Annotated in this window: 17 protein-coding genes; 9 read left to right on the top strand and 8 right to left on the bottom strand. The window is 68.6% G+C overall.

Annotated features, from left to right (window positions below; all coding sequences use genetic code 11):
- Window positions 1-191: 191 nt before the first annotated feature.
- The 3 genes from AB0I19_RS26970 to AB0I19_RS26960 all read left to right on the top strand — a co-directional run bounded on the left by AB0I19_RS26970 (window position 192) and on the right by AB0I19_RS26960 (window position 2,978).
- Complete coding sequence (locus tag AB0I19_RS26970) at window positions 192-2,051, top strand: DEDD exonuclease domain-containing protein (protein WP_357152327.1); 1,860 nt, start codon at window positions 192-194, stop codon at window positions 2,049-2,051.
- Window positions 2,052-2,167: 116 nt separating this feature from the next.
- Complete coding sequence (locus tag AB0I19_RS26965) at window positions 2,168-2,698, top strand: hypothetical protein (RefSeq protein WP_357152324.1); 531 nt, start codon at window positions 2,168-2,170, stop codon at window positions 2,696-2,698.
- Between the two features lie 4 nt (window positions 2,699-2,702).
- A complete protein-coding gene (locus tag AB0I19_RS26960) occupies window positions 2,703-2,978 on the top strand; it encodes an Lrp/AsnC ligand binding domain-containing protein (RefSeq protein ID WP_067497390.1) in 276 nt (91 codons plus the stop codon).
- A gap of 5 nt (window positions 2,979-2,983) precedes the next feature.
- On the opposite strand, the gene trpD is transcribed toward AB0I19_RS26960, so the two are convergent.
- Both trpD and AB0I19_RS26950 read right to left on the bottom strand, forming a co-directional pair.
- The gene (gene trpD, locus AB0I19_RS26955) at window positions 2,984-4,045 is read right to left on the bottom strand and encodes an anthranilate phosphoribosyltransferase (protein WP_357152321.1); all 1,062 of its coding nucleotides are present in this window, start codon (window positions 4,043-4,045) and stop codon (window positions 2,984-2,986) included.
- 110 nt (window positions 4,046-4,155) lie between these two features.
- Window positions 4,156-4,575 (bottom strand): hypothetical protein, encoded by a 420-nt coding sequence (locus tag AB0I19_RS26950; protein ID WP_181699190.1) that lies wholly within the window; start codon window positions 4,573-4,575, stop codon window positions 4,156-4,158.
- A gap of 180 nt (window positions 4,576-4,755) precedes the next feature.
- Between AB0I19_RS26950 and AB0I19_RS26945 the strand changes: the two genes are divergently transcribed.
- The 4 genes from AB0I19_RS26945 to AB0I19_RS26930 all read left to right on the top strand — a co-directional run bounded on the left by AB0I19_RS26945 (window position 4,756) and on the right by AB0I19_RS26930 (window position 9,169).
- Window positions 4,756-5,367, top strand: coding sequence for a heme-copper oxidase subunit III (locus AB0I19_RS26945; protein WP_067497399.1), 612 nt, complete (start codon window positions 4,756-4,758; stop codon window positions 5,365-5,367).
- 58 nt (window positions 5,368-5,425) lie between these two features.
- Window positions 5,426-6,283 (top strand): cytochrome c, encoded by an 858-nt coding sequence (locus AB0I19_RS26940; protein WP_084457473.1) that lies wholly within the window; start codon window positions 5,426-5,428, stop codon window positions 6,281-6,283.
- 118 nt (window positions 6,284-6,401) lie between these two features.
- Entirely contained in the window at window positions 6,402-7,541 is a 1,140-nt protein-coding gene (locus AB0I19_RS26935) for a ubiquinol-cytochrome c reductase iron-sulfur subunit (protein ID WP_181699193.1), read from the top strand.
- The gene (locus AB0I19_RS26930) at window positions 7,538-9,169 is read left to right on the top strand and encodes a cytochrome bc complex cytochrome b subunit (RefSeq protein WP_356986135.1); all 1,632 of its coding nucleotides are present in this window, start codon (window positions 7,538-7,540) and stop codon (window positions 9,167-9,169) included. The genes AB0I19_RS26935 and AB0I19_RS26930 overlap by 4 nt, the downstream gene beginning before the upstream one ends.
- Window positions 9,170-9,223: 54 nt before the next feature.
- Here the strand turns inward: AB0I19_RS26930 and AB0I19_RS26925 are convergent, their stop codons facing one another.
- The gene (locus AB0I19_RS26925; RefSeq protein ID WP_067642942.1) at window positions 9,224-9,721 is read right to left on the bottom strand and encodes a polyadenylate-specific 3'-exoribonuclease AS; all 498 of its coding nucleotides are present in this window, start codon (window positions 9,719-9,721) and stop codon (window positions 9,224-9,226) included.
- A 193-nt stretch (window positions 9,722-9,914) separates the two neighbouring features.
- Here AB0I19_RS26925 and AB0I19_RS26920 point away from each other — a divergent pair, with 193 nt between their 5' ends.
- On the top strand, window positions 9,915-11,300 hold the full coding sequence (locus AB0I19_RS26920; RefSeq protein ID WP_357152318.1) for a class II 3-deoxy-7-phosphoheptulonate synthase: 1,386 nt from the start codon (window positions 9,915-9,917) through the stop codon (window positions 11,298-11,300).
- 102 nt (window positions 11,301-11,402) lie between these two features.
- On the opposite strand, the gene pknB is transcribed toward AB0I19_RS26920, so the two are convergent.
- Window positions 11,403-13,322, bottom strand: a complete 1,920-nt coding sequence (gene pknB / locus AB0I19_RS26915) for a Stk1 family PASTA domain-containing Ser/Thr kinase (protein ID WP_357152352.1) — start codon at window positions 13,320-13,322, stop codon at window positions 11,403-11,405.
- A 127-nt stretch (window positions 13,323-13,449) separates the two neighbouring features.
- On the opposite strand from pknB, the gene AB0I19_RS26910 reads away from it, so the two are divergent.
- The gene (locus tag AB0I19_RS26910) at window positions 13,450-13,818 is read left to right on the top strand and encodes an Rv2175c family DNA-binding protein (protein ID WP_357152315.1); all 369 of its coding nucleotides are present in this window, start codon (window positions 13,450-13,452) and stop codon (window positions 13,816-13,818) included.
- 83 nt (window positions 13,819-13,901) lie between these two features.
- Here the strand turns inward: AB0I19_RS26910 and AB0I19_RS26905 are convergent, their stop codons facing one another.
- From AB0I19_RS26905 to AB0I19_RS26890, 4 genes are all read right to left on the bottom strand, one after another.
- Entirely contained in the window at window positions 13,902-14,948 is a 1,047-nt protein-coding gene (locus tag AB0I19_RS26905) for a phytoene/squalene synthase family protein (RefSeq protein WP_357152313.1), read from the bottom strand.
- A complete protein-coding gene (locus tag AB0I19_RS26900) occupies window positions 14,945-16,606 on the bottom strand; it encodes an alpha-(1->6)-mannopyranosyltransferase A (protein ID WP_357152310.1) in 1,662 nt (553 codons plus the stop codon). Before AB0I19_RS26900 ends, AB0I19_RS26905 begins: the two co-directional genes overlap by 4 nt.
- Before the next feature lie 101 nt (window positions 16,607-16,707).
- A complete protein-coding gene (crtI, locus tag AB0I19_RS26895) occupies window positions 16,708-18,294 on the bottom strand; it encodes a phytoene desaturase family protein (RefSeq protein WP_357152307.1) in 1,587 nt (528 codons plus the stop codon).
- 7 nt (window positions 18,295-18,301) lie between these two features.
- Window positions 18,302-19,330 (bottom strand): polyprenyl synthetase family protein, encoded by a 1,029-nt coding sequence (locus tag AB0I19_RS26890; RefSeq protein WP_357152349.1) that lies wholly within the window; start codon window positions 19,328-19,330, stop codon window positions 18,302-18,304.
- Between the last annotated feature and the right edge of the window lie 188 nt (window positions 19,331-19,518).

Below are 19,518 nucleotides of genomic sequence, written 5' to 3'. Positions count from 1 at the left end.
CCCACCCCCCGCCTTGGTGGTGGTTGCGCCGCGCCGGGGGGGTCGGCGGCCGTCCCGACGATCAGGTGCCGGTGCGTAGGCGACGAAGGAGCAAGCAACGGCGCCTGATCGTCGGGACTTGCGGGGCCGCCGACTCGAGCGCGCCAGCGCTCCAACCAACACTGTCGGACCCCTTCCTTACTCTGCTGTCCGTGCCCGACCCTGTACTCCCGGCCGCGCGGCAGCTGGCCTTCGACGAGCTCGATACGCCGTTGTATGCCACCACTTTCGTCGTCGTCGACTTGGAGACCACCGGGACCAGCCCCGACGGTGACGCGATCACCGAGATCGGGGCGGTGAAGGTGCGTGGGGGAGAGGTGTTGGGGGAGTTCGCGACCCTGGTGAATCCGGGGTACGAGATTCCGCCCGCGATCGTGCAGATCACCGGGATCACCACGGCCATGGTGTATGCCGCGCCGCGGATCGAGGCAGTGCTTCCAGGGTTTCTCGAGTTCGCGGCGGGGGCGGTGCTGGTGGCGCACAATGCCCGGTTCGACACGGCTTTTCTGAAAGCCGCTGCCGCGCGTCAGGAGATTCCGTGGCCGAATCCGCAGGTGTTGTGCACGGTGAAGCTGGCGCGGCGGGTGCTCACTCGGGACGAGGCGCCGTCGGCGCGGCTGGGGGTGCTGGCACAGATCCTCGGTGCGTCGACCACGCCGACGCACCGCGCTCTCGACGATGCCCGCGCCACTGTCGACGTGTTGCACGCGCTGATCGCCCGCGTCGGTAACCAGGGTGTGCAGAGCCTGACGGAGCTGCTCGACTACCTGCCAGGTGTCACCGGAACACAGCGCGCCAAAAGGGCATTCGCCAACGATCTACCTGCCGCGCCGGGTGTGTATCTGTTCCGCGGCCCCTCCGACGAAGTCCTCTATATAGGGACGGCGGTGAATCTGCGCCGCCGCGTGCGCAACTACTTCACCGGTTCGGAGACGCGCGGCCGCATGAAAGAGATGGTCGCGCTGGCACAACGCGTCGACCACGTGGTCTGCGCGCACGGACTCGAAGCCGGTGTTCGCGAACTGCGACTGCTCGCCGCCCACGCCCCGCCTTACAACCGCCGTTCGAAGTTCCCCAAGCGTGGCTGGTGGCTCACACTCACCGACGAACCCTTCCCGCGCCTGGTCGCCGTTCGCACGCCGACCCGAACTGCTCTGGGCCCGTTCAACTCTCGCGCCGACGCCGTAGATGTCGGCCTGACCATCGCCGAATTCGCGGGTCTGCGCACGTGTGCGACCCGGCTCACCCGGGCCGCGAAACACATGTGCCAACCTGCGATCGTCGGCGGATGCCCGGCCGCCGGTGACGACGGCGCGGATGCCGCCACCTACGCACCCGCCGCCCATTCGGTCCGGGATCTGCTCACGGGTCGCTCCGACACCCTCCTGCGCGCCATGCTCGAGCGCATCGAAACCTATTCCACGGCAGAGCATTTCGAGGCGGCTGCCCGCCTGCGTGATCGCACCGCCGCCGTGGTCACCAAACTGGCTCGCACCCAACGACTCGCTGCCCTGGCCCGCCTCGCCGAACTGATCATCGCCCTTCCCGACGGCGCGGGCGGCTGGGAATTCTCCGTCATCCGCCACGGCCGCCTCGCCGCCGCGGGCGTCGCCCGCCGCGGCACCCCACCCATGGCTGTCGTCGATCAAATCGTGGCGGCCGCGGAAACGGTCGTGCCCGACCTCGGCGACGCGGCCGCGAGCAACGGGAGCGCACTGCACCGACACGCGATGCCGATCCCCGGGATTCCCGACGCCGCAACGACAACCGCGGACAGCGCGGATCGGCAGCTCATGTTCTCCGACGACGTACCTCCACTCCTCGGTGCGCCGCCGGAGGAGGTCGGGGTGATCGCGCGCTGGCTCGCCAAACCCGGCGCCAGGATCGTCCGGACCAGCGACGGGTACTGCGAACCGCTGCACGGTGCCGCCCGCTGGGTCGCCTGGGCGCAGCTGGCCCGGGAGGCGGCGGAAGTGCGGTCCGAGCAGGAGCAGTATCTGGCGGAGCGGTGAACGCGACCGGCGACGTTCCACCGCCCGGACCGACACGCACCCGGCCCGTCCTGGATCATGGATGGTGGCGTTCACGGTGGAAAGGACTGGTGGCGGTGTTCGTGAAGGTGTGTGGCTTGACCACCGAGGAACAGATCGACTGGGCGGTCGAGCTGGGCTATTCGGCGATCGGCGTCATGGTCACGCCCAAGAGCAAGCGGTACCGCACGCCCGAGCAGGCCCGTGCCCTCGCCGACTACGCGCGCGGTCGCATCACCACCTTCGCGGTCGCGCTGGAACACGCCGAAGTCGCCGAGGTGGCCGACGCCTTCGACGTCGTGCAGCTCTACCGGTGGGCCGACCTGCCGAACCTGGCCTTCTGCTCCTCGACCCCGCCCGCACCCGAGCAGACCAGCGAATACTTCTTCTACGACGCCAGCGCGGGCAGCGGGGTCTTCGAGGACTTCCCCGACTGGGTGCGCGCCCAGCCGGGACGGGTGGTCCTCGCCGGTGGCCTCGACCCGGACAATGTCGCCGACGTCATCGCCCGCCACCGTCCCTACGGCGTCGACGTGTCGAGTTCGCTGGAAACGGCACCGGGTGTGAAGAGCTACGACCTCATGCGACGGTTCAAAGCGGCCACCGAGCGGCCCGAAGTTCTAGGCTGATCCCATGATTACCGCGATCGTGCTGATCCAGGCCGAGAACTCTCGCATCCCCGAGACCGCACAGGCGCTCGCCGATACCGCAGGAGTCGCCGAGGTGTACTCCTGCGCCGGCGATGTGGACCTGATCGCGATCGTGCGGGTACGCGATCACGAGCGCATCGCCGAGGTCGTCACCGAAGGCATCGACAAGGTCGACGGGGTGGTCCGCACCACCACCCACATCGCCTTCAAGTCGTATTCCAGTGCCGACGTGGAAGCCGGATTCTCCCTGGGGGAGTAGGGCTTTCAGTTGTCGTCGAGGACCTGGGTGAGTTCGGCCCAGGTCTGCAGCAACTTCGCGGACGCGCCGCTGTCCACCGCGGCGGCGGCGCGTTCCATCGCCGCCGAGAGCGCGGCGTCCAGGTCGAGATCGACATCGCCCACACCACGTGACAGGTCGTAGGCGACGATCGCCGCGGCCGAATTCAGCAGCACCGCGTCCCGCACCGGCCCCGGCGTCCCGGCGAAGACCTCCCGCGCGATCCGCGCGTTCTCGGCCGCATCGCCGCCGCGCAACTCGTCGAGATCGACGCGGGGGATGCCGAGCGCGGTCGGGTCGAGCACTGTCTGCTTGACGCGCCCACCGCTGACCACCCACACATCGGTCAGATCCGAGGTGGTGATCTCGTCGAGCCCGTCGCGCCCGCGCACCACCAGCGCACTGGCCCCACGCTGGGCGAACACACCCGCGATCACCGGCACCAGATCCGCGAACGCGCACCCGATCAGCCCCGCGCGCGGCTGCGCCGGATTGGTCAGCGGGCCGAGCACATTGAACACGGTCGGGATGCCGATCTCCTTGCGCGCCGCACCGGCGAAACGCAGCCCCGAATGGAACAGCGGCGCGAAGCAGAACCCGATGCCCGCCTCGCGCACCGACCGCGCCACCGACTGCGGGCCGAGCGCCAGTTTCACGCCGAGCGCCTCGAGCACGTCGGCGCCACCCGCCTTCGACGAGGCGGCCCGATTGCCGTGTTTGACCACCGGCACACCCGCAGACGCGACGACCACCGAGGACATAGTGGAAATGTTCACCGACCCGGAACGGTCACCGCCGGTGCCGACGATGTCGACCGCGTCCCCGTCGACGTGCACCAGCCGCGCGTGCCCGAGCATCCCCGACACCATGCCCGCCAGTTCGGTGGGAGTCGGGCCCTTGATCTTCATGGCGACGCCGAAGGCCGCGATCTGGGCGGCGGTCGCGTTGTCGGTGAAGATCTCGTCGATCACCCAGGTGGTGTCCTCGGCGGTCAGATCGCCGCCGTCGGCGAGGGTCCCGAGCACCTGGGCCCAACTGCGCACGCTCATCTGCTCTGCATCTCCGTTTCGACGACGGGCGCAACGAGGTTGCGCGAACAGGTCGCGTCATCGCACGGCGCGACCGGATGACCCCACCGAAGTGGTGCCGGGTGGCCAGTTTAGGCCGCGGGACGTGGCGGCTGCAGCGCGTCCCACCCGTCGGCGACCCCGTCGTGGCGTTGCGCGAGGCCCGCCATCCGCGAACGTTCCTGCGAGATCGTCAGCGGGTCGAGCAGCTGTACCCGCTGCAGCAGCACGGGTACGAGATCGTCGGAGACCCCGCGCACCGCCTCCGCGCGCTCGTATCCGTCGTATCCGGCTATCTCACAGGCCTCGTCGATGCGATCGGCGGGCAGCCGCAGATGGTGCCGCAACACCGCCTGAGCGCCACGGTCGAGATCGACGGCCCGGTCGAGCGCCACCGAGGACGCCTCCGCGTCGTCGAAGCTCGACGCGACGACGACCAGATCCTCGCGCGTGGGATCGAGCCCACCGGGTTGCCCACCGAAGAGCCGCCGCCACATCCGCACTACGACCATCGTCGCCTCCTCGTCTCAGCCTATCCACATCCAACGCTGTCACAATGGGTTGTCACGCGAAGAGTCGCCAACACGCCGACGGTTGCTTCGGACCCCCTCTGTACGTGGGTTTTCCGGTCCGCGCGACAAACTTTCGTACCCGGGTACAGCTGTCGTACTACGAAGAGTCATACTTACCCCGTGACGACCGCAGTAGGCACCCCAGGATCGGCCATTACTCAGCGTGTGCATTCGCTGAACCGGCCCAACATGGTCAGCGTCGGAACCATCATCTGGCTGTCGAGCGAGCTGATGTTCTTCGCCGGCCTCTTCGCCATGTACTTCGTTGCGCGCGCGCAAGCGCACGGCAACTGGCCCCCGGAGCCCACCGAGCTGAACCTCGCGCTGGCTGTTCCGGTGACGGCCGTGCTGATCGCATCGTCGTTCACCTGCCAGATGGGCGTGTTCGCCGCGGAGAAGGGCGACGTGTTCGGCCTGCGCCGCTGGTACACGATCACCCTGCTGATGGGTGCCTTCTTCGTCGCCGGTCAGGCGTACGAGTACTACCACCTGGCGCACGAGGGCACGACCATCGCGGGCAGCTCCTACGGCTCGGTCTTCTACATCACCACCGGCTTCCACGGTCTGCACGTGATCGGCGGTCTGATCGCGTTCGTGTTCCTGCTCATCCGCACCACGCTGAGCAAGTTCACCCCCGCTCAGGCCACCGCCGCCATCGTGGTGTCCTACTACTGGCATTTCGTCGACATCGTCTGGATCGGGCTGTTCGCCACGATCTACTTCGTCAGCTAGCCCGCGGGCACACAAGCTTTTGCACAAGTCGGTTCCGTCTACTCCAAAGGGACTACAGATGAGTTCATCTCCCCCGTCGGCCCCCGAGCCCGCAGGCGCCGGTCAGGCTGCCAAGACGCGCAAGCAGCGTCGCGCCCGCCGTCGTATCGCGGGTGCGCTCGCGCTGATGGTCGGCCTCGTCGGAGCCGGCTTCCTGGCGAGCGCGCTCACCCCCGAGCCGCAGATCGCCACCGCGAACGAGGACCAGTCCGCGCTGATCCGTGAGGGCAAGCAGCTCTACGAGACCTCGTGCATCACCTGCCACGGTGCGAACCTGCAGGGTGTGCCCGATCGTGGTCCGAGCCTGATCGGTGTCGGTGAGGCCGCCGTCTACTTCCAGGTCTCCTCCGGCCGTATGCCGATGGTGCGCAACGAGGCCCAGGCCATGCGTAAGCCGGAGAAGTTCGACGCGCATCAGACCGACGCGCTCGGCGCCTACGTCGCCGCCAACGGCGGTGGCCCCTCGGTGATCCGCGACGCCAACGGCGAGATCGCCCAGGAATCGCTGCGCGGCGACGACATCGGCCGCGGTTCGGAACTGTTCCGCATGAACTGCGCGTCCTGCCACAACTTCACCGGCCGTGGTGGCGCGCTGTCCGGCGGTAAGTTCGCTCCGCCGCTCGAGCCGGCCAACGAGCAGCAGATCTACGACGCGATGCTCACCGGCCCGCAGAACATGCCCAAGTTCTCCGACCGGCAGCTGACGCCGGAAGAGAAGCGCGACATCGTCGCCTACGTCAAGAATTCCGCCGAGGAGAAGTCGCCCGGCGGATGGGATCTCGGCGGTTTCGGTCCGGCGACCGAAGGTCTCGCCATCTGGGTCATCGGCATCACCGCTGTGGTCGGCGCCGCTATGTGGATCGGTTCCCGGACATGATCGGTCAGCGTGCGGAGGTGGTGGCGCAGCGTAACCACGCGGCGCGCCCGAGCATGTCCAATCGGACACAGCACGTGATCGGGCAGGTCGCGCTCGGCGCGTCGGATAGGACACAGTCATGAGTGGACAGGAGCGAAGCGACATGGGTCGCGAACCCACCGAAGACGAACTGGACGCGATGTCGCGTGACGAGCTCGTCGAACTCGGTACCGCGCGAGACGACGTCGAGGTCGTGTACCGCAGCGAGCGCTGGCCGGTGCCAGGCACCCGGGCCGAGAAGCGGGCCGAGCGTGCCGTCACGTTCTGGTTCGCCATCTCCGGTCTCGCGGCCGCCGCGCTGATCGGTGTCTTCCTGTTCTGGCCGTGGGAGTGGAAGGGCAAGGGCGACGAGGGCCACGAGGCCTACTCGCTGTTCACCCCGCTCATCGGTCTGACCTTCGGCATCTCGGTGCTGGTCATCGGTATCGCCGTGGTGCTGATCCGCAAGCGGTTCATCCCCGCCGAGATCTCCATCCAGCAGCGCCACGACGGCCCGTCCGACGAGGTCGAGCGCCGTACCCTGGCCGCCGAGCTGCAGGACGCGCTCGAGACCTCCACCCTCGGTCGCCGCAAGATGATGCTCGGCACCGCCGGTGCCGGTGTCGGTGTGCTCGGCCTCGGTGCCGCGATGGTGTTCATCGGCGGCATGATCAAGAACCCGTGGGCGAAGAAGGACAAGTCGCCGCTGTGGGTGTCGGGCTGGACCCCGGACTACCCGGGCGAGACCATCTACATCCGCCGCGACACCGGCCGCCCCGACGACATCGTCCTGGTGCGCCCGGAGGATCTCGACGCGGGCGCGATGGAAACCGTCTTCCCCTGGAAAGAGAAGTGGCGCGGCGATTCGCACGCCACCCTGCAGTCGCTGCGCGGCATCCGTAACTCCGTCATGCTGATCCGTCTGCGCACCGAGGACGCCGAGAAGGCGATCAAGCGCAAGGGCCAGGAGAGCTTCAACTACGGCGACTACTTCGCCTACTCGAAGATCTGCACCCACCTCGGCTGCCCGACCTCGCTGTTCGAGCAGCAGACCAACCGGATCCTGTGCCCGTGCCACCAGTCGCAGTTCTCGGCGACCGAGTGGGGTAAGCCGGTCTTCGGTCCGGCCGCCCGTGCGCTGCCTCAGCTGCCGATCACCGTCAACTCCGAGGGCTTCCTGGTCGCCGCGGGCGACTTCATCGAGCCGCTCGGCCCGGCCTTCTGGGAGCGTCGTTCATGAGTGCTGGAACTATCATGGCCAACCAGGCCGACGAAATGGACGAGCGGTATCGTGCCGCCGCGTTCGTGAAGCGGTCGATCAACAAGGTCTTCCCGACCCACTGGTCGTTCCTGCTCGGTGAGATCGCGCTCTACGCGTTCATCATCCTGCTGCTGTCGGGTATCTACCTGACGCTGTACTTCGACCCGTCGATGGCGCACGTCGTGTACGACGGCGCCTACCAGCCGCTGCGCGGTGTCGGCATGTCGCGGGCCTACGAGACGACGCTGAACATCTCCTTCGAGGTGCGCGGTGGTCTGTTCGTCCGCCAGATCCACCACTGGGCGGCCCTGCTGTTCGCGGCGTCGATCATCATCCACCTGTTCCGCATCTTCTTCACCGGCGCGTTCCGCAAGCCGCGTGAGGCGAACTGGGTGATCGGCTCGCTGCTGCTGATCCTGGCGATGTTCGAAGGCTTCTTCGGTTACTCGCTGCCCGACGACCTGCTCTCGGGCACCGGTCTTCGTGCCGCGTTCTCCGGCATCACCATCGGTGTCCCGGTGGTCGGTACCTGGCTGCACTGGCTGATGTTCGGCGGCGACTTCCCCGGCGACATCATCATTCCGCGCCTCTACATCGCGCACGTGCTGCTGCTGCCCGGCATCATCCTGGCGCTGATCGGTGCCCACGTGGCGCTGGTCTGGTACCAGAAGCACACCCAGTTCCCCGGCCCGGCCCGCACGGAGACGAACGTGGTCGGTGCTCGCATCGTCCCGGTGTTCGCCGCCGACCAGGGCGCGTTCTTCGCCTTCACCCTCGGCATCGTCGGCATCATGGGCGGTGTCCTGCAGATCAACCCGGTGTGGAACCTCGGTCCGTACAACCCGTCGCAGGTGTCGGCGGGTTCGCAGCCCGACTTCTACATGATGTGGACCGACGGTATGGCGCGTCTGATGCCTGCCTGGGAGCTCTACCTCGGCCGGTACACGATCCCGGCGGCGTTCTGGGTCGCGCTGGTCATGGGCCTGGTGTTCACGCTGCTGATCGCCTACCCGTGGATCGAGAAGCGCCTCACCAACGACCACACCGCGCATCACAACCTGCTGCAGCGTCCGCGCGACGTGCCTGTGCGCACGGCGATCGGTGCGATGGCCATCGCGTTCTACGTGGTGCTCACGCTGTCGTGCGTCAACGACATCATCGCGCTGAAGTTCGACATCTCGCTGAACGCGACCACCTGGATCGGTCGTATCGGCCTGCTGCTGCTGCCGCCGCTGGCGTACTTCATCACCTACCGGTTCTGCATCGGCCTGCAGCGCAGCGACCGCGCGGTGCTCGAGCACGGCATCGAGACCGGTGTGATCAAGCGTCTGCCGCACGGTGAGTACATCGAGGTGCACCAGCCCCTTGGTGGGGTCGACGCGCACGGCCACGCCATCCCGCTGGAGTACCAGGGTGCCCCGGTGCCCAAGAAGATGAACCGCCTCGGTTCGGCGGGCAAGCCGGGTACAGGCAGCTTCCTTCGCCCCGACCCGCGCGCCGAGGGCCAGGCTTGGGCCGAGATCGAGGAGGCCGAGGAGCACAAGATGCTCGGCGCCCTCGCCGAGCACCAGGCTCGCACCGGCAACGGTGACCACAGCGGTCACTGATTCCGCGAACAACGAAGGCCCCGAGTCGGTTTCGACTCGGGGCCTTCGTCGTTCTCAAAGGCGCGGCGTGCGGCGGTGGGATTCGATGGCCTCGAACTTGGCCAGGTTGTGGCGGGCGTCGGCCAGCGCGTCGTGCGCGTCGTCGGGGATGGGCGGCAGTTCGGGGCTGCCGTGGGCCACCCAGTGCTGGCGCAGTTCGTTGGTGTAGCGGGGCATGTTCTTGGGCAGGGCGGTCATGTCACCCCACAGCTGGCACAGCGCCACGTGGTCGTAGGCGCCGACCCAGGCCCACAGCTCCGGATACACGCCGGGCCGGGGCAGGAAGAACTTGAACAGGTCGTCACGGATCTGTGCCCGAGTGCGATACAGCGGCGAACCGGCCGGTGGCAGCTTCGGCAGCACATTGCGGCGCACCCAAGGCCCGGCCCGTCCGGCGTCGAATTCGGTGGAGACGGCGTAGTACTCGCGTCCGTCCTCGCAGACGACACCGATCGAGATCAGATCGATCGTCACGCCGTCCTCGACGAATTCCGAATCGTAGAAATATCGCAGGGAGATCGCCTCTTCGTGCCGGTGGGCGCCCGTCCCGTCCGGCGCGACGAGGCAGGCGGACCCACGATGAATTGAGTGAAACCCTATGCGGGCACTTCACGCGTGGTGCGCAGGGGTCGCCGCCGGGGTCCCGTCGGCCCGTCGCAGGTACGCCGGATATTCGCCCGCTTCGTTGAGTCCGTATTCTGATCTGGTGACCTGGACCGTCGACGTACCGATTGACCGCCTGCCGGAACTGCCGCCGCTGCCTGACGATCTGCGCAGGCGACTGGACGCCGCTCTGGCTCGCCCCGCCCTGCAGCAGCCGTCCTGGGACGCCGACGAGGCCACCACGATGCGCACCGTGCTCGAGAGCGTGCCGCCGATCTGCCTGCCCGCCGAGGTCGAGGACCTCAAGGCGCAGCTGGCGCAGGTGGCGCGCGGCGAGGCCTTCCTGATGCAGGGCGGTGACTGCGCGGAAACCTTCGCCGACAACACCGAACCCCACATCAAGGGCAATATCCGCACCCTGCTGCAGATGGCTGTCGTGCTCACCTACGGCGCGAGCATGCCGGTGGTGAAGGTGGCGCGCATCGCCGGTCAGTACGCCAAGCCGCGCTCGGCCGACATCGACGCGCTCGGCCTGAAGTCCTACCGGGGCGACATGGTCAACTCCCTGGTCGCCGACGAGCAGCTGCGCCGCCACGACCCGTCACGCCTGGTCCGCGCCTACGCCAACGCGAGCGCCGCGATGAACCTGGTTCGTGCCCTCACCAGCGCGGGCACCGCCGACCTGCACCGCCTGCACGACTGGAACCGTGACTTCGTCGCCCAGTCGCCCGCGGGTGCGCGCTACGAGACCCTGGCCGAGGAGATCGACAAGGGTCTGCGGTTCATGGCGGCGTGTCAGGTCAACGACCCGAGCCTCAAGACCGCCCGCATCTACGCCTCGCACGAGGCGCTCGTCCTCGACTACGAGCGCGCGATGCTCCGCCTCAGCGAGAGCGAGACGGGCGAACCACTGCTCTACGACCTCTCGGCGCACTTCCTGTGGATCGGTGAGCGCACCCGTCAGCTCGACGGTGCCCACATCGCCTTCGCCGAGTTGCTGGCCAACCCCATCGGCCTCAAGATCGGCCCGACCACCACCCCCGACCAGGCGGTGGAATACGTCGAGCGGCTCGACCCGAACAACGAACCCGGCCGGCTCACCCTGGTGGCACGCATGGGCAACGGCAAGGTGCGCGATGTGCTGCCGCCGATCATCGAGAAGGTGCAGGCCACCGGCCACCAGGTGATCTGGCAGTGCGACCCGATGCACGGCAACACCCACGAGTCGTCCACCGGGTTCAAGACCCGCCACTTCGATCGCATCGTCGACGAGGTGCAGGGGTTCTTCGAGGTCCACCACGCGCTCGGCACCCACCCCGGCGGCATGCACATCGAGCTGACCGGTGAGAACGTCACCGAATGCCTGGGTGGTGCGCAGGACATCTCCGACCTGGATCTCGGTGGGCGGTACGAGACCGCCTGCGATCCTCGGCTCAACACTCAGCAGTCGCTGGAACTGTCGTTCCTGGTGGCGGAGATGCTGCGCTGAGCTGGTTTCGGTAGAGCCCGGTCAGCGGTTACCGCCGCGGCCGGGCTTTTCCTTGTCGCCGTCCTTGTCGGGCTTTTCGTCCTTTTCCGGGGCGCGATCTCTTCAAGGTAGGGCGGTGAGCGATACGACGCTGCCCGCCTCCACGTTCGTGTTGATGCCGGGGACCTGGCCGATCACCAGGGAGCTGTCGGAGTCGGTGAGGGATTTGACCTCTACCCGCAGGCCTAGCTGCTGGAGTTTGGCGCGGGCGTTGCCGACGTTCTGACCCATCACGTTGGGCACCTTGATCGCGTTGGAGACGAGCAGGGTGACGCTGTCGCCGGACTGCAGGGTGGTGCCGACGGCGGGGTCGGTGCCGATGGCCTTGTCGGCCTCGATGCTCTTGTCGAACTGCACCTTCACCTCGCGGACGGTGAGTCCGGCCTTGGTGAGCGCCTGGGTGGCTTCCTCGGTGGTCTTGCCGCGCACATCGGGCACGTTCACCGGCTGGGAGCCCTTGCTGCGGTACACCTTCACCTGCGCGCCCATCGGCAGCACGGTGCCGGGGGCGGGCTCGACCCTGGCCAGTGAGCCCTTGGGGGCGGTGCTGGCCGCTTCGCCGCTGTCGATGGGTTGCAGGCCCATGTCGCGGATGGCGGCGTTCACGGCACTGATCTGGTCGCCGGGCTCGATGTCCTCGGGTACGCGTGGTTTGCCGTTGGAGATCAGCACGGCGATGGTGGAGCTCTTGGTGACTCGTGAGCCCGCCGACGGGTCGGTGCCGACCACGCCGCCCACCGGGATCGTGTCGGACGCCTTCTGCCGCAGTACGGTCTCGAATCCGGCCTGTTCCAGCACGGCGACGGCCCGCTCGCTGTCCATGCCCGCGATCGGCGGCACCGCGGTGTAGCGACCGACGCCGAGCCACCAGCCACCGATGCCGACCAGCAGCGTCAGCGCGGTGACGATACCCACCCACACCAGGCCGGTGCGGCGGGTATGGGTCTCGGCCGGGACGAACGGATTGTGCAGGGGCGCGGGCGGGTTGGCGTGCTCGTCGAGCCGCGGCCGTTGCGCGGTGACCACCCGGGTGTGCTGCGGCTGGGCGACCGGACGCGGCGGTGCGGGTTCATGCGGGGGTGCAACGGGATTCGCCGCGGCCACGGGTGCGCGAAAGGCCTCGCTGAGATGCTCGGCCGAATCACGGGGTGCCGGAACGCGATACGGCGGCAGGTTCAAGGTCATCGCGACGGCCTGCAGGTTGGCCGCCATCTGATTGGCGTCGGCGAAGCGCTTCGCGGGGTCGCGGGAGGTGGCCTCGGCGACGAGGGCGTCGAATTCGGCGGGCACACCGTCGATGAACTGACTCGGCGCCGGTACGTCGTTCTCCACGCGCTGATACGCCACCGACAGCGAATTGTCGCCGGTGAACGGCACGCGGCCGGTGAGCAGTTCGAAGATCAGGATGCCGAAGGAGTACACGTCCGAGCGCGCGTCGGCGGTGCCGGTGGTGACCTGCTCCGGCGACAGGTAGGCGGCGGTGCCGAGGATCACGCTGGCGGAGGTGGTGTTGGCGGCGGCCACGGCGCGGACCAGGCCGAAGTCGGCGATCTTCACCTCGCCCGCGTCGGAGATCAGCACGTTCTCCGGCTTGATGTCGCGGTGCACCAGGCCGGCGTCGTGCGCGGTGCCGATGGCGCGCAGCACCGGTTCGGCGACGGCCCGCACGGCGTGCGGGGGCATCGGGCCGCGTTCGCGCAGCAGCTCACGCAGGGTGCCGCCCTCGACCAATTCCATGATGAGGAAGGGGTGTTCGCCGTCGACACCCTGGTCGTACACCGCGACGAGCGACGGGTGCTTGAGTTTGGCCACCGCGCGCGCCTCGAACTCGAAGCGGCTCAGGAACTGTGGGTCGCTCGCGAACTTGGGGTCCATCACCTTGATGGCGACGGGACGGTCGAGCCGGGTGTCGGTTCCGCGGAACACCATCGACATTCCGCCGCGCGCGATCGGCGCGTCGATGCGATAGCGCCCTTCCAGCATCTGGCCGATCACAGGTTCCTCCGGCGTACGACAAACTGGCCACGGTGGTGCGGCCCCCACGATCGTAACCGGGTGCGACGGCATGCCCGCCGATGGATGCGCCACGTCACGTACTACCGTTGTGCGGGTGAGTGCCTTCCCCTGCAGCGACGACGTGCTGCCCGACACCGAAACCCTCGTCTCCCTGCCCGAGGCCGCCGAAATACTCGGCGTCCCGGTGACCTCGGTGCACCAGATGCTGCGCGATCACCAGCTCCTCGCGGTGCGACGGGGCGGTGTCGTCGGCATTCCGTCCCGCTTCTTCGACGACAACGACGAGATCGTCCGCATGCTGCCCGGCCTGATCACGGTGATGCGCGACGGCAAGTACAGCAACGAGGACATCCTGCGCTGGATCTACACCGAGGACGACTCCCTGCCCGGCCGCCCGGTCGACGCCCTGCACGGCCCGCTGGCCCGCGAAGTCGTCCGCCGCGCCGCCGCCGAGCCTTTCTGAGGACCTGCCGAACAGGCTGAGCGGACGCGCCCGGCGGACCGGATGGCCAGTGCGCCCTTGCGGGGCGTCGGCTTCGGGGTGGGTTACCTCGCGCGGGAGCCGAGCCCCGGCCGGTCTCGGCGCTGAGTCGCTAAACCCTTGGCGGCGACCACGATTCGGCGGCGGTTGGGAACCGTCGCGCGGGTGGCGAAGACCTGGTAGTCGGCTGCTTCGATCTGGTCGAGGATCTCGGCGTAGAGCACGGCGGCGGTTCGGATCGCCGGACGGACCCGGGGAGCCAGCAGATCGATCCCGGGGACCGCGCGACGGTAGATGTCGCGGTTGACGGCGATCAGATGGGCCAGGGCGCGTCGCGTCGGCTGATCGGTTCGCCCGGCCGTCCGGCACGCGCGCAATCGCGCCTCGTCGACACCGAACGCGGCCAGTTCGTCGGCGGGCAGGTAGATGCGGTTGCGATCGAGGTCTTCGGCCACATCACGCAGGAAGTTGGTGACCTGGAACGCCTCGCCCAACGCGGCGGCAGCGGGTTCGGCCTCGGCCACCGGGACCACGGTGCCGAGCACCGGCAGCAACTGCAGACCGATGGCGGCGGCCGACCCACGCATGTACTCGCCCAACTCGGCCATGCTCGCGTAGCGCCTGCGGTGAACGGTCGTACCGGGGACGTCCATGCGCATGGCATCGAGGAACGTCCAGATGTGGGCGTGCGCGATGTCGTAACGGGCGATGGTGTCGGCCGTCGCGGTGATGATCTGGCGGCGCCGCGGGTCGGCGGTATCGACGTTGCCCTGCTCGATGGCCAGCCGGAGCTGCTTCTCGACCAGATCGAGGTGCTGAGCGGGGGAGATGCCGTCGCCGTCGTGGGCGAGGCGACGATCAGGACCGTGTGCGCTTGGGGTGGCGCGGGACGGGAGCGCTTGCGGCCGGTCGGCCGGGTCCAGGACCCACGCGGGGTCGTCGGTGTGGTCGACGATGTCGTCCACCATTCGTGCGAACGCGTACAGCGCGTGCACGGCCCGGCGCCGCTCCGGGCTGAGTAGGGCCGTGGCGAGGAAGTAGGTGCGTCCGTGCTCGGCGGCGATGCGGCGACAGGTCGCGTAGGCGTCGTCCAGCGCGGTGGAAACACTCATGCCGTGACGGGCGGTGCGTGTTCCTTGGCTATCGCGCGGGAACTCGCTGAACGCAGGTGCAGCGGGTCGACGTGGCGCAGCGACACGGCGGCCACCACGGCGGCGAATGTCGCCAGCGCCACGTGCCAGAAGTTGTAGAGGCCGATCGAGCCGTCCGGCTGGAACACCAGCATCAGCCAGGTGCAGATACCGACCAGCCACTGCAGGGTCACCGTCGACAGCGCGAAACCGGCGGCCAGCGCAAGCGGCCACGAGTAGTACCAGGGCAGGGCGGCGGGGGAGAGCAGCACGATCGCCACGAACGCGACGATGATGCCCATCACGGCCTCGCGCTCGCTGTGGCGGAACCGCCACCAGGTCGCCACGAGCAGGACCACCAGCGCGACCTTGCACAGTTCGCGGGTGACGGACAGCACCGAATCCAGCGACCACGGCGTCACCCAGGTGACCATGTGGGCGAGGATCGTCGGGAGCGACAGCCAGTTGATGATCTTGTTCGAGCCCTGCAACGCGGTCACCCAGCCGAAGCCGACGCCGGCGATCACCGATGCCGCACCGAAGACCAGTGCGAAGACGCCGATGCCGATGCCGGCGATCTTGGTGAACACGAGCAGTGGGTGCGGCATATCGGCCGAGGGCCGCGCCGCGTCGGGATGCTTGAGTTCCTCGGCGAGACCGGCATCGGAGTCGGCTCGGGCCCGACGTTCGGCCGCCCGCCGTTCCTTCTCGTGCAGGATCCAGATCCACACCAGGAACGGCAACGCCACGCCTGCCGTCGCCTTGATCGCGACACCGATGGCGACCACGACGATGCCCGCCACATGATGACGCTCGAGCACCAACGCGATACCCGCGCACATCAGCCCGACCATCAGCATCTCGTTGTGCACGCCGCCGATGAGGTGCACGAGCACCAGCGGATTGAGCACCGCCAGCCACAGCGCCACGGTCGGTTTACCGCCGAGGTGCTTGGTCAGATAGGGCACCGCCCACACCATCAGTGCCAGGCCGGGCAGCATGACGAAGCGCAACGCGATGGTCCCGGCGATCACATTGTCACCGGTGAGCGTGGTGATCGCGCGGCCCATCAGCAGGAACACCGGCCCGTACGGCGCGGTGGTGGTGGTCCACACGGGGCTCACATTGTCCAGCAGCACACCGGGATTGGCGACGGGACCCACCTGGTAGGGGTCGAAACCGTCGCGCAGGAGCGCACCCTGGGCGAGATAGGAGTAGGCGTCGCGGCTGAACATCGGGGCCGCGAAAAGCAGTGGGGTGATCCAGATTCCGACGATCACCCGCAGCTCGTTGAGCGTGACCTTCGGTTCACCGTTGCCGATGAGGGTGCGGCCCAGGCGCACCCACGCGGTGATCATCAGCAGCACACCGGCCCAGATGACGATCATCGACAGGGCGTAACCGTGGCCGAATCGCAGCCACGACAGGTGCAGCGCCTCGAGCAGCGGATCGCGTTTGCGGACGGCGCCCGCACCGAAACCGCCGAAGGTGATCATGATGGCGCCGAAGAACCCCATGAAGGCCGCGTGGCCTTCGGGGCTCCGGGCGAAATCGCCGACAGTGCGCAGCCGCGACCGGGCGCCGGGATCGGTCCCGGCGGGCAGATGGCGCTGCGGTTCGAGGGTGCGCGTGGTGTCCATGGGGCCTACGGTCGTCTCGGGGGGCGGCATCTTCGGTCGGTCCCCCCGGATGGTCGGCGGTCGCAACCGCGAGCTGATAAGTCGGCCGTCAGTTTACGGCTTCAGTTCCGAACACTAACCCGGTGGTCGCTACCGGTGTGCGCCCGGCTGCCGGTGATTCGCGCCGCCGCCAGTTCGCCCGACAGCAGCGTGGTGGGCACACCGACCCCCGGAGTGGTGCCGCAACCTGCGAGAACGACATTGTCTACGCCCCTTGGCAGGTTGCGTGGACGGAGCGGCCCGGTTTGCCGGAAAAGGTGCGCCACCGAGAACGGTGTGCCCGCGATCATCCCCTGGGCCGCCCAGGTCGCCGGGGTGTCGAGGTGATCGACGCGGAAGTACTCACCGATTCCGGTGTAACCGCGCTGCTCGAGCGTCGCGAGCAGTTCGCGCAGGTAGGCCGGGCCGATGCGGTCCCAGTCCAGCGGCGCCGAGGCCAGGTTGGGGCACGGTGCGAGCAGCGAGAGCGGCTCCCAGCGGCCGTCGGCGCGGTCGACGAACTGGCCCGCGTCGGTGAGCGCGGGGCGGGTGAGCAGCAGCGACGGGTCGCTCATCAATTTGCCCCGGCCCTTGCCCGCGGCGATCTCGCGGAAGGTCTGCTCCCAGGCGGCCCCGAACTCGATCGTGTGATGGGCCTGCACCGGCCACCGCGCGGCAACCTCGGCGGGCACGGTGCCGTGCGCGACGACGGCCGACGGCGAAGCCCGCAACCCGCGCCGGTTGCGCAGCCCGAAGCGGCGGATCGAGCCCAGGTCGGCGGTGATGACCACCGCGTCGCAGGCGACACTTCGCCCGTCGACCGTGCGGACGGCCTCGGCGTGGCGGGCACCGGGTGACGCGGTGCCCTTGCGGGTCGCGTACTCGATGCCGGTGACCTCGGTGCCGAGCTCGAGCCGCCCGCCCGCGGCGGTGAACGCCTCGGCCAGCGCGGCGGTGACGGCTCGCATTCCGCCCTCGGGGAAGTACACCCCGAGGCAGGTGTCCATGTTCGGGATGGCGCCGTAGACGGCGAGGGCCTGGTCCGGTGCCGTCCCCGCGTAGAGCGCCTGGAAGGTGAAAAGCCTGGTCAGCCGCTCGTCGCGGAGGTACGAGCGCACCCGCGGCCCGAGTTTGCCGAGCCCGCCGAGGCGCACCACCCGGGCCAGCGCCGACCGGGCGGCCGGTGTGCGGACCATGTCGAGAGGTGAATCGAAATCGGCGTTCATGAATTCGTCGAACTCGGCCTCGTACATCCGGCCGAGCCAATCGCGCAGACGCCGATAGCCACGTGCCTCGCGGGGACCGCACGCGCGGGTCACCTCGGCCGCCATCTGCTCGGCGTCGTCGAAGACCCGGATGTCGCTGCCGTCGGCGAAGCGCGCGTGATAGGCCGGAGCCAGGCGATGGATGCGCAGCCCGACGTCCTCCCGGGTCTGCCCGACCGCCGCGAGGGCGTCATCGATGGTTTCGGGCAGCGTGAGCACCGTTGCGCCGCTGTCGATCTCGTAGTCGGCGAAGCGGTAACGGCCCACCCGGCCGCCGGGGTGATCGGCGCGCTCGAGCACGGTCACCTCGAGCCCGGCACCCCGCAGATGCAGCGCGGCGCCGAGCCCGGCCAACCCGGCTCCCACGACGACGACATGATTCGCTTGTCCCACAACAGTTTTCACAACGTCCTCAGGCGGTACGGCGAGTGGCGGCCAACGCCATATCGTGCAACAGATGCTTGGCGGCGGGGGTGGCGGCACTGTGCGCGATCGCGGCCAGACCCGTTTCGGTGAGCTCGGTGATGCGGCGCTCCACGTCGTCGACGGCGCCCAGGTCGATGAGCACCGTGCGCAACCGGTCGACGGCCTCGTCGTCGAGGTCGGTGCCCAGTCCGGTGCGGATCAGCGCGGCCGACTCCGGGTCGGCACGGCGCAGCGCCTCCGCGATGAGCACGGTGCGCTTGCCCTCGCGCAGATCGTCGCCCGACGGTTTGCCGGTGACGGCCGGATCGCCGAACACCCCGAGCAGGTCGTCGCGCAGCTGGAACGCGATACCCACATCCGTTCCATAGGTGCGCAAGGCCGCGACCAGAGCGTCGTCGGCGCCGGCCAGCGCGGCACCCAGGTGCAGCGGCCGTTCGATGGTGTAGGCGGCGGTCTTGTAGCGGTTGATGCGCAGCGCGGCCTCGACCGACTCGTCGCCACCGGCCTCGCCATTGATGTCGAGCAGTTGCCCGCCGAGCACTTCGGTGCGCATCCGCGCCCATACCGGGGCGAACCGGGCGAAGGACGCGGTGTCGAGTCCGGCCGCGTTCACCAGGTCGTCGGCCCAGGCCAGCGCCAGATCGCCGATCAGAATGGCGACCGCCGACCCGTATGCCTCGCCGTCACCGGACCAACCGGCCGTGCGGTGCCGATCGGTGAAGTCGATGTGCACCGTCGGGAAGCCACGCCGGGTGCGGGAGGAGTCGATGATGTCGTCGTGCACCAGCGCGCAGGCCTGCACCAGTTCCAGCGCGGCACACGCGGTGAGCACCGAGGCCGCCTCGGGGGCGGACGGGTCGCCACCGGCGCCGAGCCAGCCGGTCCAGGCGAAGCCCGGCCTGGTGCGTTTACCGCCGCGCACCACGAACTGTTCCAGCGCCTCGGCCGCGTCGACGAACACCGGACCGAGGGGTTCGACGATCTCGCGGCGGCTCGCGAAGAACTCCGTGAGCACCTGTTCGACCGCCGCGACGAAGGCCGGTGTGCCGGGGGTGAGCGCGACTAGGTCGACCGAGGTCAGCACGTCGGCGGCGGACCGGGAGAGCGGGGTACCGATTCCGGCGGACAGGGCGGCCTCCAAATGGCGAGCGTCAGGATCCGATGACGCACCCTCGCGGTGCGTGCACAGCGTCGTCTCGACGA

Source organism: Nocardia sp. NPDC050413, assembly GCF_040655475.1.
In the GTDB taxonomy this organism is placed as follows: domain Bacteria; phylum Actinomycetota; class Actinomycetes; order Mycobacteriales; family Mycobacteriaceae; genus Nocardia; species Nocardia coubleae.
The sequence above is the reverse complement of the archived record's forward strand: the minus strand, read 5'-3'. Positions and strand labels throughout refer to the sequence as shown.

Bases quoted from the DNA above. Each gene is read 5' to 3' on its own strand.
- AB0I19_RS26960 (WP_067497390.1), top strand. From the start codon at position 2,703: ATGATTACCGCGATCGTGCTGATCCAGGCCGAGAACTCTCGCATCCCC.
- trpD (WP_357152321.1), bottom strand. From the start codon at position 4,045: ATGAGCGTGCGCAGTTGGGCCCAGGTGCTCGGGACCCTCGCCGACGGC.
- AB0I19_RS26950 (WP_181699190.1), bottom strand. From the start codon at position 4,575: ATGGTCGTAGTGCGGATGTGGCGGCGGCTCTTCGGTGGGCAACCCGGT.
- AB0I19_RS26940 (WP_084457473.1), top strand. From the start codon at position 5,426: ATGAGTTCATCTCCCCCGTCGGCCCCCGAGCCCGCAGGCGCCGGTCAG.
- AB0I19_RS26935 (WP_181699193.1), top strand. From the start codon at position 6,402: ATGAGTGGACAGGAGCGAAGCGACATGGGTCGCGAACCCACCGAAGAC.
- AB0I19_RS26930 (WP_356986135.1), top strand. From the start codon at position 7,538: ATGAGTGCTGGAACTATCATGGCCAACCAGGCCGACGAAATGGACGAG.
- pknB (WP_357152352.1), bottom strand. From the start codon at position 13,322: ATGCTGGAAGGGCGCTATCGCATCGACGCGCCGATCGCGCGCGGCGGA.
- AB0I19_RS26905 (WP_357152313.1), bottom strand. From the start codon at position 14,948: ATGAGTGTTTCCACCGCGCTGGACGACGCCTACGCGACCTGTCGCCGC.
- AB0I19_RS26900 (WP_357152310.1), bottom strand. From the start codon at position 16,606: ATGGACACCACGCGCACCCTCGAACCGCAGCGCCATCTGCCCGCCGGG.